This is a genomic window from Psychrobacter sp. DAB_AL62B (assembly GCF_028895345.1).
Lineage (GTDB): Bacteria > Pseudomonadota > Gammaproteobacteria > Pseudomonadales > Moraxellaceae > Psychrobacter.
In genome coordinates, this window is record NZ_SAXC01000010.1 from 14,425 (window position 1) to 30,588 (window position 16,164).

The 16,164-nt window shown below is 42.6% G+C and carries 16 protein-coding genes; 8 read left to right on the plus strand and 8 right to left on the minus strand.

Translation table 11 applies throughout. The annotated features are described in order from the left end of the window. Window positions 1-10: 10 nt before the first annotated feature. The 4 genes from EPB74_RS11430 to EPB74_RS11445 all read right to left on the minus strand — a co-directional run bounded on the left by EPB74_RS11430 (window position 11) and on the right by EPB74_RS11445 (window position 3,200). Entirely contained in the window at window positions 11-256 is a 246-nt protein-coding gene (locus EPB74_RS11430) for a BolA/IbaG family iron-sulfur metabolism protein (protein WP_197684697.1), read from the minus strand. Between the two features lie 134 nt (window positions 257-390). Then, on the minus strand, window positions 391-1,341 hold the full coding sequence (locus EPB74_RS11435; protein ID WP_274904257.1) for an alpha/beta hydrolase: 951 nt from the start codon (window positions 1,339-1,341) through the stop codon (window positions 391-393). A gap of 301 nt (window positions 1,342-1,642) precedes the next feature. Further along, on the minus strand, window positions 1,643-2,479 hold the full coding sequence (locus tag EPB74_RS11440; protein WP_089554500.1) for a BON domain-containing protein: 837 nt from the start codon (window positions 2,477-2,479) through the stop codon (window positions 1,643-1,645). 214 nt (window positions 2,480-2,693) lie between these two features. Next, a complete protein-coding gene (locus EPB74_RS11445) occupies window positions 2,694-3,200 on the minus strand; it encodes a YraN family protein (RefSeq protein ID WP_274904258.1) in 507 nt (168 codons plus the stop codon). A gap of 166 nt (window positions 3,201-3,366) precedes the next feature. Between EPB74_RS11445 and rsmI the strand changes: the two genes are divergently transcribed. Continuing rightward, window positions 3,367-4,338 carry a 16S rRNA (cytidine(1402)-2'-O)-methyltransferase gene (gene rsmI, locus EPB74_RS11450; RefSeq protein WP_274904259.1) on the plus strand — a complete coding sequence of 324 codons (972 nt, stop codon included), beginning with the start codon at window positions 3,367-3,369 and terminating at the stop codon, window positions 4,336-4,338. 54 nt (window positions 4,339-4,392) lie between these two features. Then, a complete protein-coding gene (locus EPB74_RS11455; protein ID WP_274904260.1) occupies window positions 4,393-5,412 on the plus strand; it encodes an adenosine kinase in 1,020 nt (339 codons plus the stop codon). Between the two features lie 135 nt (window positions 5,413-5,547). On the opposite strand, the gene EPB74_RS11460 is transcribed toward EPB74_RS11455, so the two are convergent. Further along, complete coding sequence (locus tag EPB74_RS11460; RefSeq protein ID WP_274904261.1) at window positions 5,548-6,858, minus strand: O-acetylhomoserine aminocarboxypropyltransferase/cysteine synthase family protein; 1,311 nt, start codon at window positions 6,856-6,858, stop codon at window positions 5,548-5,550. 277 nt (window positions 6,859-7,135) lie between these two features. Then, window positions 7,136-7,819 carry a Fe-S biogenesis protein NfuA gene (gene nfuA, locus EPB74_RS11465; protein WP_079692702.1) on the minus strand — a complete coding sequence of 228 codons (684 nt, stop codon included), beginning with the start codon at window positions 7,817-7,819 and terminating at the stop codon, window positions 7,136-7,138. Window positions 7,820-8,510: 691 nt separating this feature from the next. Between nfuA and EPB74_RS11470 the strand changes: the two genes are divergently transcribed. The 5 genes from EPB74_RS11470 (at window position 8,511) to EPB74_RS11490 (ending at window position 13,701) form a co-directional block, all read left to right on the plus strand. Next, complete coding sequence (locus EPB74_RS11470) at window positions 8,511-8,858, plus strand: carboxymuconolactone decarboxylase family protein (RefSeq protein WP_079692703.1); 348 nt, start codon at window positions 8,511-8,513, stop codon at window positions 8,856-8,858. Between the two features lie 183 nt (window positions 8,859-9,041). Continuing rightward, on the plus strand, window positions 9,042-10,043 hold the full coding sequence (locus EPB74_RS11475) for an alpha/beta fold hydrolase (RefSeq protein WP_274904262.1): 1,002 nt from the start codon (window positions 9,042-9,044) through the stop codon (window positions 10,041-10,043). Between the two features lie 171 nt (window positions 10,044-10,214). Further along, complete coding sequence (locus tag EPB74_RS11480) at window positions 10,215-11,312, plus strand: bifunctional nicotinamide-nucleotide adenylyltransferase/Nudix hydroxylase (protein WP_274904263.1); 1,098 nt, start codon at window positions 10,215-10,217, stop codon at window positions 11,310-11,312. 143 nt (window positions 11,313-11,455) lie between these two features. Next, on the plus strand, window positions 11,456-12,853 hold the full coding sequence (locus EPB74_RS11485; RefSeq protein WP_274904264.1) for a nicotinate phosphoribosyltransferase: 1,398 nt from the start codon (window positions 11,456-11,458) through the stop codon (window positions 12,851-12,853). Continuing rightward, a complete protein-coding gene (locus EPB74_RS11490; protein WP_274904265.1) occupies window positions 12,847-13,701 on the plus strand; it encodes an SGNH/GDSL hydrolase family protein in 855 nt (284 codons plus the stop codon). Before EPB74_RS11485 ends, EPB74_RS11490 begins: the two co-directional genes overlap by 7 nt. 135 nt (window positions 13,702-13,836) lie before the next feature. On the opposite strand, the gene EPB74_RS11495 is transcribed toward EPB74_RS11490, so the two are convergent. Beyond that, window positions 13,837-14,118 carry a type B 50S ribosomal protein L31 gene (locus EPB74_RS11495; RefSeq protein ID WP_011281173.1) on the minus strand — a complete coding sequence of 94 codons (282 nt, stop codon included), beginning with the start codon at window positions 14,116-14,118 and terminating at the stop codon, window positions 13,837-13,839. 493 nt (window positions 14,119-14,611) lie between these two features. Between EPB74_RS11495 and EPB74_RS11500 the strand changes: the two genes are divergently transcribed. Continuing rightward, window positions 14,612-15,235 carry a YceI family protein gene (locus tag EPB74_RS11500; RefSeq protein WP_274904267.1) on the plus strand — a complete coding sequence of 208 codons (624 nt, stop codon included), beginning with the start codon at window positions 14,612-14,614 and terminating at the stop codon, window positions 15,233-15,235. A 180-nt stretch (window positions 15,236-15,415) separates the two neighbouring features. Here the strand turns inward: EPB74_RS11500 and EPB74_RS11505 are convergent, their stop codons facing one another. After that, window positions 15,416-15,853 (minus strand): COG4315 family predicted lipoprotein, encoded by a 438-nt coding sequence (locus tag EPB74_RS11505; RefSeq protein WP_089554489.1) that lies wholly within the window; start codon window positions 15,851-15,853, stop codon window positions 15,416-15,418. Window positions 15,854-16,164 lie beyond the last annotated feature (311 nt).

Genomic DNA, 16,164 nt, shown 5'->3' on the forward strand with positions numbered 1-16,164 from the left:
AAGTCGTAGCCTAGCCTTGCGATTGAACTTCCCACTCAACAGGCGTTAACGCTTGAATATTGAGCGCATGAATATCGCCACTCGCAATTTTGTCGTTTACCAAAGCATAAACCGCTTGCTGACGCTGAACGGCACGTTTGCCTTCAAAACTGGCATCAACCACGCGTACATCAAACTTAGTTCCTTGATTGGCAGCTTGAATAAAAGCATCCGGAAAGTGAGTTTGTAAAAATGCGATCAAATCGTCAGCGTTCATGCTCATAGAATATTCTGCCTTAAGGTTTAAAATAGGGTATAGATTTAAAGTGACGACATTATAACAAGAGTTTGACTATCTTACAGTACTGTCTTACGCAACTGCGTCTAAGTATTAATGGCAGTATTAGCTAATTATTTAAGCGTTTTGTCCAAATAACTCACCACTTGCGCACGTACGTCATTGACCCAACGTAATGGCGGCGCCATCGCCCCAATGCTAGTGGCATGACTGGCACCTGCAATTTCACCCGTTTGAACGGTAACACCGGCGCCTTGCAATGCTTTGGTCATCTTAATAGTATTGGTAGGATACACAACTTTATCTTTTTCGGCAGTCAGCAATAAATACGGTGGTTGCTCGCCTTTGATTTGTCGATCTGGCATCACTTCATCCGGCGTGGCGTCGGCAGCAAAAGCCGTCACGCTATCAAATTTACGAAAATCATAGCTATAAGGACCAGCAATACCAACCACTGTCTTGATGTCTTTTGGCTTAATACCGTAAGGCTTTAAAAAGTCCTCATTGGCGACGGCGGCAACGGCATTAAATGCGCCAGAAGAATGCCCAACCACTGCTAGGCGTTTTGGGTCAGCATGAAAACGCTCTGCATTCTTATAGCTCCACGCAATAGCTTGTGCGGTATCTTCGACATAATCAGGGTACACATGCTCAGGGGCTTTACGATAATTAATCACTGCGGTCACATAACCTGCTTGCGCCAGGCTTTGACCGACAAACGCATATTCTTCTTTAGTTCCGTTCTCCCATGAGCCTCCATATACAAACACTACCATAGGATAAGTATCCGTAATTGCCCGCTCACTCTGCATCGCTTTTGCAAGAGGTTTAGGATAATACATATCCAAATCTTGCGACGGCTCGTCGCCATACAGAATATCTTTACTGACCCCAACACCGCCACTTGAGGTAAGACCATTGACGATAGCAAGCGCCGATAAAGCCTGTGCTTGCTGTGTTGCTAAAGCAATTCCACCGACTGCCAATGCCGCGGTAACCCCTGCGCTGATGATTTTCGGCGTCATTGCTTTGGCTCGCCGTGCATCCTTACTTAAACCCTTCATAGCAGCATCCCTGTTATATATCATTCAGTCGTTATCATTCAGTCAATATCATCCAGCCAGCGATAGTGCCATGACCGTTTGTTATTTTATCTGTGCCATCTCATCTTGTTTTTACTGCTTATATTTTTTTTACTGTTCATATCTTACGGGCTGACTAAGGATTTATCGTGCTTTTACTGTTATGAATATTTAGGCTTATTGTGAGTAGCATTTTGACGGTTTGAGGCGTCCGAAAGTCGTAATTAAACATTGTGATTTCAAAATAAAAAAGCTGCACTTATAACGATATTAGGCAACCTATTTACTGGTTTTGATACAGGTCAATATACGGACTCGATGAAGGCTCATTGACTGGCGAACCATCTTCTGTGATGATAATCGGAGTGGCATTGATAGCCGTATCTGCTGCTATCGAACTGTTTGCCTCGGGGGCTGCTCTGCTGTTAACAGCTGGCCCTTTGGTAGGATTGGCTAAATTGTTCTCGTACATAATGTCATCGCTACCGAGCTTTACCCCTCTATCGTCGACGACGGTGGTCAGCAGTACCAATTCTGTGATGCCAACTGTATTATTGGCGATATCGATCAAGTGGCTTTGTTGCGTCGGTGTCATACGGCCCATGATATAAACCACGCCATTATTAGTCACTGCCTTTATCTGTGAGGCTTTAACACCATTAGCTGTGGCTGTTTTTGCCATTAGCTTCGATGTGATATAGCCGTCATGGACGGTTTGGCTATAGCCTTTTGAGGCACCGACGGTCAGCTCATTATAAACTTGGCGAACGTCTGGCATAGAGCCAACGACTTTTCCGATTTCGGTCTTGATTGCCTCAGTCGGCACTTCGCCAGTAAGCAATACGGTGCTATTAAAGCTATCAATGCTCATGCGACTGGTTTGCTGCAAATTTTCCTGCAAACCATAAACGTTAATCTTGACAGTATGTTCGATACTACGATCGAGCAGACGCTGCGGAATGGTACGCTCAGTCATCGGCACGCCATACGTGCCTTCTGTACTATTGGTCAAATAGTTGGTGGTACAGCCAGTAGTTATAATGCTAGACATTAGCATCACGCCAATCGCGGTACGGCGTGATGAGCCAAAAATAGCAGTGCGCAAATGCATCCGTGTCATGATTTACCTCTTAGAACATGGTTTATAATAATTGAATAGTTGATAGTGGCGATGTAAAAGTAGTGATGTAAATTTGATTCAATTAATGATTTTTAATACCGCTACTTTACTTAATTTTTATGGTAGACAGTTAGGCTTTTGGTAAAGACAGCTTGATGCGATTTATTTCGCTATCAAATTAAACAATCTTAAAACAAGCGATCAAAAACCTTTACTACCAAGCTGCCGCTATAAAAGCGCCTTTTAGCCATTCCGGCTGAACATTTTCCGACTGCGTTTTTGGGATGTTATTTATCTGACTGTTATGGTTATTATCGATAGTATTGTAAGCCATCACATCAAATCGGCATTCATAATCATTGTATTTAGGATGTTGCTGCAAAAAATAGCGCGCCGCTTTGATAATTTTACGTTGTTTACTTGCCGTTACGCTGAGCGCAGCGTCACCAAATTCTGAACGCTGCCTTTGACGCACTTCAACAAAGACCAGTGTCGACCACGCCTGCCCTTTTTCTAGCATGACTAAGTCCAGCTCGCCAACTTTAGGCTGCTGCCAATTTTGCGCAATCAATATCAGCCCTTGCGCCCGTAAAAACTCACAGGCCTGTTGTTCAAAACGGCTACCTTGTCGCTGTTTTGGGGAGGTTAGAGTCAAAGGTTTATCATTCACCATCACGTCTATTGGTCTACTTAACATTTCAGAATTATCATAGCACAACATGCTAAACTAACCACCTTTGCGTGTTTCTGTGCGTGCTTATGATGATTTAATGATTCACTCTTTATATGAGTAATACTTTTTATATAAGTGATGTTTTATCAATCATCGCGCCGTATCCATTTATCTATCCCCTTTTTATCTATCAAATTAATGACCCGAGGTTTTCATGTCTAGCCCTACCGCGATGCCAGCTTGTCTATATATCGTTGCCACGCCGATTGGTAATCTTAGCGACATGACGCCGCATGCGATTGATGTCTTAAAGCAAGTCGCCATCATTGCCTGTGAGGATACGCGCACCTCAGGTAAGCTATTGTCACATTTTGGCATTGATACCAAAGGCAGTAAAGCTGACGATACAAAAGATGCCGTGGCTCATAACACTGAAAACAATACCGAAGATGGTGTTGCAAATGATGCTGATACCACATCAAAGCAAAAAGGACATAATAAGCTTTGGGCTTATCATGAGCACAATAGCGCCATTCAAACGCCTAAAATTATTGAGATGATTGAGCAAGGTCATTCGGTTGCTTTGATTAGTGATGCCGGTACGCCACTGATCAGTGACCCCGGTTATCAATTGGTACAAGCCGCCCATTCTGCAGGCGTTCGAGTATCACCTATTATTGGCGCCTCCGCTGCTATTGCTGCGTTATCGGTTGCAGGGCTGCCCTCAGATCGCTTTAGCTTCATTGGATTCTTACCAGCAAAAACGCATGGTCGCCAAAAACAACTCTCTACCCTAAATACGCGTACTGAAACTTTGATATTTTATGAAGCGCCGCATCGTATTATTGCCAGCTTAGAAGATATGGCCGCCATATTTGGCGCAGAGCGCGAAGTGACCTTTTGCCGTGAACTGACTAAAACCTTTGAGACGGTACGTAAGAGTACGCTTGGCGCTTTGGTTGAGTTTGTTAAAGCAGATGACAATCAGCAGCGCGGTGAGATTGTTGTAGTAGTTGCTGGGATCAAGGTGGCACAAGATGATGACGATATCAGCATTCATGATAAGTTATTACACCGCCTGCTAGAAGATTTATCCGTTAAAAAAGCGGCTGCCTTAGGCGCTGATATCACTGGGGTAAAAAAGAACGCCTTATATCAGCGCTTACTTGAGCTACAAGCCGAATAATTTTTAGATAAAAAAAACAGACACATTTATAAATTTATTAAGGAGACATAAGCAATGTACGACGTAATGGCGATAGGCAATGCCTTGGTTGACCACGAGTATGTGTTATCAGATGCAGCATTAGAAGAAACTGATCTGACCAAAGGTAATATGACCCTAGCAGGTATTGAAGAGCAACAGCAATTATTGGCTTATTTTAAACTCGCAGAAATCAAACCGTCAAAACACGCCGGTGGTGGCTCAGCGGCCAATGCGATGTACGCTTTTGCAAGTTTAGGCGGCAAACCTTTTTATGCCTGCCGCGTTGGCGATGATAAGCAAGGTGAGTTTTACCTAAAAGACTTGCATGAGGCAGGCGTAGCCACCTCTCCACAATCTATCCATGCAGGTGGTGTGACCGGCTCATGTGTGGTTGCAGTCACTGAAGATGGCGAACGCACCATGCAGACATTCCTTGGCACATCAAGTGATATTACCGCTGATAATGTCGATTTTGAAGCGCTAACACAGGCTGATTGGCTATATTTAGAAGGCTACTTAGCCATGTCTGAAGGTATCCAACCAGCGATGAACCAATTGCGTCAACAAGCAGGAGTTCATGGTGCTAAGATTGCGGTCAGCTTTGCCGACCCAGCGGTGGTGAAGTTTGCTAAAGACGGTCTGCTTAATATGCTCGGCAATAAAGTCGCGGTGATATTTTGCAATAGTGAAGAAGCAAAATTATTCACGGATAAAAAGCAGCATAAGGCAGCGGCGCGTGCCTTACTTGAGCATTGCCAAACTGCGGTTGTCACTGATGGTTCAAATGGTGCAGTCATCGCTCATAAACCAAATGACGAGTCAGAGATTGAGGTTTACGACGTTCCTACGCCAGTAGTGACCAATGTCATTGATACCAATGGTGCTGGCGATAACTATTCTGGGGCGTTTTTATACGCATTATCGCAGCACTATAGCTTGCCAGAATGTGGTCGTCTTGCCAGCGAAGTCGCCGCACAAGTCATTCAACAGTTCGGTCCACGTTTAGAGTCGCAAAACTACCAAGAAATTGCAAAACGTGTGCTTTCTGTCTAAGCAATCAAGCCTAATACTTAGCAGTATTTAGCAACTATTTAGATAGTTTAACGAATAAAAAAAGCCCATATTAAACTGATATGGGCTTTTTCTTTTATGAACTATTATGTACTTAATTAAGCAAAAATATGCAAACTAAGCAGAAGCCAATGCTTGCTCTAAATCTGCTTTGATATCTTCGATGTGTTCAATACCAATCGACAAACGAACCATATCGGTACTTACGCCTGCGTTTTCAAGCTCTTGCTCATTGAGTTGGCGGTGTGTCGTCGTCGCTGGGTGGCACGCTAACGATTTTGCATCACCAATATTGACCAAGCGTGTAATCAGCTGTAAGGCGTCAATAAAGCGTGCGCCTGCTTCAAGTCCACCTTTTACCCCAAAGGTCAAAATAGCAGATGGCGTACCCTTCATGTATTTTTTGGCAAGCTCATGATCCGGATGATCTGGCAAACCAGCATATTTTACCCACGCTACTTTGTCATGATCACGCAGATATTCAGCAACGGCCTGCGCGTTTTGTACATGACGCTCCATGCGTAAGCTTAAAGTCTCCATACCCTGCATAATACCAAAGGCATTGAGCGGGCTAAGTGCCGCGCCGGTATTACGTAGCGGCGCAACACGTGCACGAGCAATGAATGCAGCAGCGCCAACGTCCTTAACAAAGTTTACGCCATGATAACTGGCATCAGGCGTATTAAGTAGCGGGAAGCGCTCAGGATAATCGCCCCAAGGGAATGTACCGCTATCGACAATAGCGCCACCAATCGAGGTACCTGTACCGCTCATATATTTGGTCAATGAATGAATAACGATATCAGCACCAAACTCAAACGGACGACATAGCGCAGGCGTCGCAACCGTACTATCAATCACTACCGGTACGCCGTACTCGTGAGCTATATCACTAAGCACTTGGATATCTACAATATTACCCAATGGGTTGCCAATACTTTCAGCAAAGACCATCTTGGTTTTATCATCGATTAGATCACGAATCGCTTCAGGATTTTTGTAGTCAAAAAAGCGTACTTCGATACCTTGACGCGGCAGTGCATGGGCAAACAAATTATAAGTGCCGCCATACAAAGTCGATACCGCAACGATATTATCACCGGCTTCACAGATAGTTTGAATGGCATAAGTGATAGCAGCCATCCCTGACGCAACCGCAAGCGCACCCATACCGCCCTCGAGCGCCGCAACACGTTCTTCTAATACCGTATTGGTCGGGTTCATGATACGGGTATAAATATTGCCTGCAACCTTTAGGTCAAATAAATCTGCACCGTGCTGCGTATTATCAAACGCATACGAGCTGGTATGATAAATGGGCACGGCAACCGCTTTAGTCGTCGGTTCAACGCTATATCCGGCATGAATAGCCAGCGTTTCAAGACGTTGCTGGTGTTGTGGTTGGCTAACTGATTGTTCGTCACTCATCATGTGCTCCTAAATATAAGTTAAAAAGTTATTTATCAACAATATCGCTTATCTACAATATTACTAGCAAAACATTGCTATAAGCTGCTATAAAAAGTGCACTTTTAGCGTCGCTACAAAAACTGATACATAAAAAAAGCTGAGTTAATCATAACTCAGCTTCTATATGAATAAAACAGCAAATTTATCATCGCTTAATAACTAATATTCATAAGCAACCAAACTAATGAGACAGTTAAGAGCCATCTGCATTTTTTATTTAGCGGTTATTTAACTGTTATTTATAATAAGCATTTTCAGTACGTGTATGGTCAGTCTCATCAATTACTTGAGTCAGCTCTGGTATTTGCTGTTTCAACTGTACTTCGACACCTTGGCGCAACGTCATATCAACCGCCGAACAGCCTTGGCAACCGCCACCGAATTTCAATACAGCGGTCAGACCAATACCTTCTTCTTCAATCAATTCAAGCAATTGCACGTCGCCACCATGCGCGGCTAAGCTTGGATTAATCTCAGACTGCAATACATAGTTGATGCGTTCTTCAACACTGGCATCCGAACCCACTTTTGGCACTTTAGAGTTTGGCGCACGGAAGGTCAGCTGACCACCAAAACGGTCTTTATTATAATCAATGACGGCATCCTCTAGATAAGGCACTGACGCCGCTTCAATAAAAGCAGAAAAATTATCGTAGCTAAATTTTAAATCAGCACTGTCTTCTTCGCCCGGCTGATTATAAGCCATACAACACTCAGCACGCGGTGTCCCTGGATGCTCAACAAAGATACGTACACCGATACCATCGGTATCTTGCTTAGATAGTAAATCCGCCAAATAACCTTGGGCGGCCTCAGTGATGGTGATGTTACTTTTGGTCTCAGCTTGCTCAGTATCTAACGCTGACTCGTAATCGGCAGCAGGGTCTACTTGAGTATCAGTTGAATTGTGTTCACTCATAATGCTTCCTATGTGTTATGACACAAGCGTTATATTGGTCACGTCTACTGTGTCGTCAAATGTAATGTGAGGTGGAGTTATATGGAGTCGTCCATCATTTTGGCTTATCATTTTATTTGTCTGACGGTGATGGTTGTCTATTGATACTACTCATTATAGCGCACTTGGTCGACTATTCCGACTGTGCCAGTGTGAATTAGCACTGACTCCGACAAATACTGGTTATTGACTTCTCTAATGACTGCTCTGCTACCTAACATAAAGACATTGAGACCAAGGTAATAGTAGCTTTTAGATAGTAACTTTTAAATAACGCCCTTTAAATAGTGCGTTTGAACGGTTAAAACTGCTATCGAAAAGTATTGAAGAAACATAAAAAAATGTCAGAAAATAAGCCACTATATCTTTTTGCTCTTCATTCTATATAAAGACCCAAAACCTACTTATCAAGTTTATAAAAAATATCTTTTATAAACGCCTTTTGTCCCTACTCGTTTGGCGTGTCAGATGCTTTAGCTTCAAAAATAACACCGCGATGAACGCATCAGTTCAGTCTTCAGTTAAGTAAATTCAGTCAGTAGCTTGATTTAATATATAATTTTATATATTATAATTAAATATAACAATTTGAAAACTGTCAAACTTATATTTATTAGTGTACTAATTAATCTCGCTTAACAGGGAGCATCCCATGAGCAAATCATTTAAAGACATCACTAAACACGTTTCAACCAACTTAGCAAAACTACATAAGCATATCCCTGAAACCACTAAAGCGTTCTCGCAACTTGGTGCAGCGGCAACGGCTGATGGCGTTCTGGACAAAAAAACCAAAGAGCTTATTGCCTTAGCATTGGCAGTTGGCGCGCGCTGTGATGCCTGTATCGGTTTCCATACCAAAGCTTTAGTACAGCTTGGCGCATCTGAAGAGGAGGTCGCTGAAACATTGGGTATGTGTATCTATATGGGTGGTGGTCCTTCAATGATGTATGCCGCTGAAGCTGTCGCGTCATTCAATGAGTTTAGTAAAGAAAGCTAGTTTTTGGTTCGATAGATATAAAAAAACTGCCCATGGTTGAATGACTATTGGCAGTTTTTTTATGCTTGTGATTAGGATGCTTATGATAAAACTCACATGGGAAATAAATAAGTTATGCTATAACCTACTGAACACTTACAGCATCTTCTCATGAGAATGCGCTGACTTTAAAGAGACACCTTTATGTTGACAGAAAATCTAAAACTAGTGACCACTAAGGATCATATGCAAATCGCTATTTGGGAGATTTTCGATAGCGAAAAACGCCATAATGTATCTAATCTTTCTGCTCATAAAGCACAAAACATATTTTTAACACATGGTACATTTTCAGATAAAAAAACCTGTCTAAGAATCGCTGAATACTTGGCAGCTCTTGGACATCGTTGCTATATCATGGAATGGCGTGGTCATGGCGCGAGCGAAATACCAAAAGATAAGTTTAATTTTGAGACCATCGCAACTTATGATTTCGACGCCACCTTTCGGTATTTTTTTGATGAGTTAAAACTGGATAACTTGCACTGCGTCACCCATAGCGGCGGCGGCATTGGATTGACCATGTTTCTGATCCAAAATCCACTTTATATCGATAAAATAAATAGCATCAGCATGTTTGCCTGCCAAGCCTATGGCGCTGCATTGAACCCCATCAGCTACGCTAGAATCCTCACAGCCAAAATTTTTACCCGACTATTTGGCTACATCCCTGCCAAAAAGCTCAATATGGGACCAATTAACGAAAGCTACCATACGATGAAGCAATGGTATGACTGGAATTTGCATCGAAATTTTAACAGTAGCTTTTTTATCAAACAAAGTGACATTAACGAAAGCGATAATGAAAGCAACAATGAAAGTGGTAACAATAAACACACCTCTCATAAAAGTACAGCGCAAACAGTTATGGCTGATACTGAGCTTTTTGATTACCGACAGCATATGCCAAAGATTACTACCCCTATTTATGCGATTAGTGCCAAAGGAGACAAGCTCATTTCCCCCACGCGTGGTTGTCAGTTGCTTTTCAATGACTTCAACAACCCTGCTAACGTCTTTCGCGAATATTCGCTTAGTAATGGCGATTCGGATGATTATACTCATAGCCGTATCATGACCAGCCGTAATGCTGCCAAAGAGATTTGGCCAACGGTTGCCGCTTGGATTGACAAGCACAGCCGCTAACATTAGCTTCTTTCTATCAAGCTCAAAGATTCAGTGACAATTAACCCTTATAAAACATCTTTGTACTTGTCAGCAAGTTAGATGCTGTGTCAGTATTAGCGCCATTGTACAATTTTGAATAAATAAATAATTGATAGTAATTGATCAATGTATCGCACGGAGTTGGCGTTTATGAGTAGATTATCGGAATATGACCTAATAGAAAATCCAGCAGAAAGCCAAGCAGAAAGCGCCATTAATTTAGATGAAACAGACGCCAAACATTATCGCTATTTGGTATTTATTGGTCGTTTTCAGCCGTTCCATAGCGGCCATAAAGCCGTTATTGACGAGGCGTTAAAGCGCGCAGATGATGTAATCATACTTATCGGTTCGGCCAATCTACCGCGCAGCTTACGCAATCCGTTTTCGGTTGCTGAGCGCACAGCAATGATTAAAGGCGCTTATTCTAAAGATGAGGCCGCACGTATTCACTGCGTGGCGCTCGATGATGCGCTATATAATGACACGCGCTGGCTAAAATACGTACAGGCTGGAGTAAGATCGGTCACCGGTGACTTGCAAAGCAATATCGGTTTGATCGGGCATTCTAAAGATAACTCCTCCTATTACTTATCACTATTCCCTCACTGGGCATCCATTTCTGTTCCTAGTTATCATAATCTATCAGCAACGCCTATTCGTGAAAGCTATCTGATGGGCGCAACACCTACTCCTGAGCGCACCCCAGAATCGACTCGAAAAATATTAAACGATTTCAAAAAAACAGCCGAATATCAGCAGCTTCATGAAGAAGCAGGCTTTATTGATAAGTATAAAAAACAATGGGAATCTGCCCCTTATCCACCGACATTCATGACTGCCGACGCCTTGGTAGTGCAGTCCGGACACATTCTTTTGGTAGAGCGGCGCAGTATGCCGGGGCGCGGGCTTTGGGCATTGCCGGGTGGCTTTCTTAACCCAAAAGAGACCCTGTTTGATGCCTGTATCCGTGAGCTACGCGAGGAGACCCGCCTAAAAGTTCCTGAACCCGTATTGCGTGGCTCGCGCCACAGTCAACATACCTTTGACGATCCCTATCGCTCAGCACGTGGTCGTACCATCACGCAAGCGTTTTATTTTCAGCTTAAAAATGACCCAAAAGGCTTACCAAAAGTTAAGGGTGGTGACGACGCCGCACAAGCTTTTTGGCTGCCGCTTGCTGAGCTTGATTCTAAGATGATGTTCGAAGATCACTATGCGATTATTATGAAGATGGTTGGACTGTAAGGTATTGTACAACTCAATTTTTAATCGTTAGTTTTCATTGAAAATCATTGATCTAACTTTATCAATTTTTCCGCCCGAGCCGATAGACGGCAGAGGCTAATCGCCGCAGCCATTGCGGTATCTCAAAGCAGAGGAGTTCTGTGATGTATACTAGTAATCTTAATAATTTAATTCTCAATAGCGACAGCTATAAAACCTCACACTGGGTACAATATCCAGCTGGCAGCGAATATATGTCTAGCTATGTCGAAGCGCGACATGGCGACTATGACGTGGTATTTTTTGGCTTACAAGCCTTTATCAAAGAATACCTTAGCACCCCAATTACCCATCAAGATATCGATGAAGCCGAAATGGTCATTCAAGCGCATGGTTTGACCTTTAATCGTGCTGGCTGGGAGCGTTTGGTCGATAAACACGGTGGTTATTTGCCATTACGTATCGAAGCCATACCTGAAGGCAGCATCGTGCCGGTGTCCAACGTGGTCTGCCAAATCATTAATACCGATCCTGAGTTTTACTGGCTACCAAGCTATATCGAAACAGCGCTATTACGGGCGATTTGGTATCCATCAACGGTCGCTAGTGTCTCGCATTACTGCAAAGGCATCATTCGCCAAGCGCTGGAAAAATCAGCGGACAATACTAAATCGCTTATTTTCCGTTTACATGATTTCGGCTCACGCGGTGCGTCTAGTCAAGAGTCAGTCGCACTGGGCAGCTTGGCACATTTGGTCAATTTTGCAGGTACCGATTCCATGACTGCTTTGGTCGCTGCCAGCCGTTGGTATGGTATGGGCAATGATATGCCTGCATTCTCTATTCCTGCTGCTGAACACAGTACCATGACTGCATGGGGACGTGATGGTGAGACCGCCGCCTTTGCCAATATGATTGAACAATTTAGCGGTGCAGGTAAAAGTTTTTCTGTGGTTTCTGATAGCTACGACTTATGGAATGCCATTGATAATATTTGGGGTGGTAGCTTAAAAGAAGATGTGAAAAATATGGGCGGCACTTTGGTTATCAGACCAGACAGTGGTGATCCTGCTAAAGTCGTTCGCGAAGCCTTAGAGCGTTTGGCGGTGAAATTTGGCACGACTATTAATAGTAAAGGCTACAAAGTACTGCCTGACTACGTACGCGTTATCCAAGGCGATGGTATCAGTCCGCAAAGCTTAAGTAAGATTATTGAGGTAGTAATGAAGGCAGGCTTTAGTACCGACAATGTTACTTTCGGTATGGGTGGCGGACTACTGCAACAAGTCAACCGCGATACGATGAGCTGGGCGATGAAGGCCAGTGCCGTCTCTATCGATGGTATATGGAAAGATATTTATAAAGACCCCGTAACCAGCCGCTCAAAACGCTCAAAAAAAGGGCGCTTAGCCTTGGTTAAAGATAGTAACGGACAGCTAAAAACCATCAAAGCTGATGATTTAGCCACTGATGTAGACAACCTATTACGTGATGTTTATATCGATGGCGAATTATTGGTTGAAGACAATTTAACCACTATTCGGGAGCGTGCAGGATGGTAGCGACTAAAAAAATACAGAATAAAATAACCTCTGTTGCAAAGGATGTGCTACTTGCGCCTGTGTATCTTTATCAAGGTCGCAAAATCAAGCGTGATACTGTTCGCCTCCTTGAGCCAAATGGTGAAAGGCACGGACATATTCAACTAAACAAGTCTATTAATACGTCAAAAAATGATAGCAAACAAACCTTAAACCTAATGATCGTTGGTGATTCGGCGGCGGCTGGTGTTGGCAGTGAGACGCAGCAAGAGGCGCTCGCTGGCAAGCTGATGCCAATCTTGGAGCAGCAGCCCGCTATTCATACGCAGTTTGATGCGCTGAACTGGTCTTTGCAAGCGACTACCGGACATACCAGCTTTGATATCTTGCGTAGGCTTTATGTCCTTCCCGCTCCTAGCCAGCCTATTGATGTGATGGTGCTGAGTGTCGGTGTCAATGATACAACGACGAGTGTTTCTGTGGATAAATGGCAACAGCAAATCGAAGACATTATTGCTATCGCTCAGCGTAAATTTGGCGTGCGAGAATTGATTTTTTTAAGTTTACCACCGATGGCTCAAATGCCTGCAATACCTGCCCCACTCAGTAACTTTGTGGGTGCTAAAGCGGCAATCCTTGATGAGATGTTACAGCAAGTCTGTGCTGCTCATGACCGTGTCACTTACATGGCGACTGACTTTAAGAGAATGATAGCAGAGCACTCTAATGGCACGCCAATCGATATCGCAGTGATGTTCGCCAGTGACGGTTTTCATCCAAGTAGCCTGATGTATGGCTATTGGGCACAGCAGTTAGCAGAGCTGATTACACAGTTGCTGAACCCTTCCAGCGCTGAGTTTAATGGCTGAAAACCATCTAAAACCTATCTCAAAAAACCAAAAAAAACCGCTGAGTTATCAGCGGTTTTTTTATATTCTTGATACTATAACAGTGCATGCTTGAGGCAATGTATCCTCAAAATAATGTCACGCAATATGTATGACTTATTCTGCAGCGTCAGTATCAGCAGCTTTCTTACGGCCACCGAAAGCACCGAAACGTTTGTTAAAGCTAGCAACACGGCCTTCAGTAGAAGTTTTACGTTGCTCGCCCGTATAGAACGGATGCGACGCACTTGAAATATCAAGTGGATAATACGGATATTCTGACCCTTCGTATTCACGAGTGGTTTTGGTTTTAACGGTTGAACGAGTCAAGAAAAACACGTCAGCGTTAGTATCATGGAACAAAACTTCTTGGTAATTAGGATGGATATCTTTACGCATAATAATCTCTCTATGTCCGATGTATACACAAGTAGATTGACGACATATCAGAATAATCGTCAGACTGGGCATACGTAACTGAGGCACTAAGGACATCTATCAGTCTGGCAACTGCATCACTGGCTTATTCCAGCACCCAATACCACACTTCCGCTCTCTTAGCCTTTCCCCAGCGGGAAAATTAAAGAGGGATTTTAACGGTTTTTGGCGTTTGATGCAAGCACGTCGGGGCTAGGATAATAATATTAAAGTGACATTACTAAATAATAACAGAGCCTAAAGATATCGCTTGAGTATCATCATTGATTACTTAATGACCCGTATTCACCTAATGTTGTTAAGTTATTTTTAATAAACCTACTGACTTTCAACGATGAATACGTTATAAATGACAAGCGTCATGCTAATAAACACTACGGTGATAAGCGTGATTTATATGATAGCTATTCATATGATAGTAACTTATAAAAAACTTCCTAAAGGACAATATAAAATGGCAACCTCTTTGTTAATAAAAACAGTAAAAACTTTACTAATGACATCCGCTCTTACGGCAGCTACTTTAGCAAGTGCGGCGCTGCCAGTTCAGTGGCAGTTAGATGACTCGCACACTCGCGTCGGATTTTCTGTCAATCATTTAGGATTTTCGACCACCATGGGTCACTTTAATGATGTCAAAGGTGCGGTCAATTACGATATCAAAGCACCTAATAAAGCCAGTATGGACTTTAGCATTGCAACTGATAGCATCGATACCAATTGGGATGCGCGTGATGCTCATTTAAAAAAGGATGAGTTTTTTAATGTGGCAAAATATCCAACCATGACCTTTAAATCTACCAGTGTCACGTTCAAAAACCCACAGCAAGCCAAAGTCACCGGCGACTTTACCATGCTAGGTCAAACCAAGCCGCTGACCCTAGATGTGACTTTAAACAAAATTGCCAATAGTCCGCTGACCAAAGAGCCTGTTATTGGTTTTCGCGCGACCGGTATCATTGACCGTGCTGCTTATGGCATGACGGCTTTTGCAAGTGGCATCACAACTGAAGTACCGATTCAAATCGATGGTGAATTGGTCGAGAAAAAAGCCACTGCAAAAAATAAAGCAAAGTAACTTATAAAATAACTCAGACTGATTACTATTAACTTTATAATCTGTTGAAAGTAAAAGCGTCATATCTAAAACTGTACTCTATTGCTATTGTTAAAAAATAATCGACTATTAAAAAAACCATTAAAAAAAGCAGCCATTAAAAGGCTGCTTTTTTTATACAAATGAAGTTATTGTTAAACTTTATCTGGCGGTTTTAATAATATGCCAAACACCAAGTTTATTGTCGCCATCTTTGTCGCCAACCTTAGTATCATTGGCATAGAAGTATAAAGGCTTACCATTCATTGCCCACTGATATTTGCCATCTTCGCGTTTAAAAGCGGCAAACTGTCCCGAAGCTTTTGCGTTACTAGGTGCCAAAAACGCTGGCCAAGCAACCAAGCACGCAGAGCCACATTCTGATTTATTCATTGAGTCTTTATCAAAGGTATACAAGGTCATATGGTTGCTAGCATCGACTAACATGCCGTATTTGCTAGCGACTGGCGCGGTGTTTTTATTGGTAGCTTGCACATCATGCATGCCAGAATCGTCATTGCCAAACATATTGTTAAAAGTCGAACAACCGCTAAGCGCTAACGCTCCTGAAAGAACAGATAAGATAAGTATATGTTTCATAATATAACTTCCTTGTTATGGTCATAATAAGTTTTTGTTAGGTATTTTCTTGTCATCTTATGATTTAAGGCAGCTTAAAAGACTACTTAAACCTGATTTGAAGCACTTTTAATATAACATACCCAAAACAGTAGTCGTTTATAGCAATATATAAATTTACAAAAGCTCATAAAGATTACAAAACAAGCAAACTAAAACACTTAATTTAATTGATAAGCCGCTCCACTGACTACTTTTAGATATTGGAAAACTGTAGGTTTGAAATATTGGAAAATTGCGGTGTTGCTTGTTGACAAAACTCATGTACCCAC

Excerpts from the sequence above, each read along its gene's own strand:
- EPB74_RS11430 (WP_197684697.1), bottom strand. The coding sequence starts at position 256 with ATGAACGCTGACGATTTGATCGCATTTTTACAAACTCACTTTCCGGAT.
- EPB74_RS11435 (WP_274904257.1), bottom strand. The coding sequence starts at position 1,341 with ATGAAGGGTTTAAGTAAGGATGCACGGCGAGCCAAAGCAATGACGCCG.
- EPB74_RS11440 (WP_089554500.1), bottom strand. The coding sequence starts at position 2,479 with ATGACACGGATGCATTTGCGCACTGCTATTTTTGGCTCATCACGCCGT.
- EPB74_RS11445 (WP_274904258.1), bottom strand. The coding sequence starts at position 3,200 with ATGTTGTGCTATGATAATTCTGAAATGTTAAGTAGACCAATAGACGTG.
- rsmI (WP_274904259.1), top strand. The coding sequence starts at position 3,367 with ATGTCTAGCCCTACCGCGATGCCAGCTTGTCTATATATCGTTGCCACG.
- EPB74_RS11455 (WP_274904260.1), top strand. The coding sequence starts at position 4,393 with ATGTACGACGTAATGGCGATAGGCAATGCCTTGGTTGACCACGAGTAT.
- EPB74_RS11460 (WP_274904261.1), bottom strand. The coding sequence starts at position 6,858 with ATGAGTGACGAACAATCAGTTAGCCAACCACAACACCAGCAACGTCTT.
- nfuA (WP_079692702.1), bottom strand. The coding sequence starts at position 7,819 with ATGAGTGAACACAATTCAACTGATACTCAAGTAGACCCTGCTGCCGAT.
- EPB74_RS11470 (WP_079692703.1), top strand. The coding sequence starts at position 8,511 with ATGAGCAAATCATTTAAAGACATCACTAAACACGTTTCAACCAACTTA.
- EPB74_RS11475 (WP_274904262.1), top strand. The coding sequence starts at position 9,042 with ATGTTGACAGAAAATCTAAAACTAGTGACCACTAAGGATCATATGCAA.
- EPB74_RS11480 (WP_274904263.1), top strand. The coding sequence starts at position 10,215 with ATGAGTAGATTATCGGAATATGACCTAATAGAAAATCCAGCAGAAAGC.
- EPB74_RS11485 (WP_274904264.1), top strand. The coding sequence starts at position 11,456 with ATGTATACTAGTAATCTTAATAATTTAATTCTCAATAGCGACAGCTAT.
- EPB74_RS11490 (WP_274904265.1), top strand. The coding sequence starts at position 12,847 with ATGGTAGCGACTAAAAAAATACAGAATAAAATAACCTCTGTTGCAAAG.
- EPB74_RS11495 (WP_011281173.1), bottom strand. The coding sequence starts at position 14,118 with ATGCGTAAAGATATCCATCCTAATTACCAAGAAGTTTTGTTCCATGAT.
- EPB74_RS11500 (WP_274904267.1), top strand. The coding sequence starts at position 14,612 with ATGGCAACCTCTTTGTTAATAAAAACAGTAAAAACTTTACTAATGACA.
- EPB74_RS11505 (WP_089554489.1), bottom strand. The coding sequence starts at position 15,853 with ATGAAACATATACTTATCTTATCTGTTCTTTCAGGAGCGTTAGCGCTT.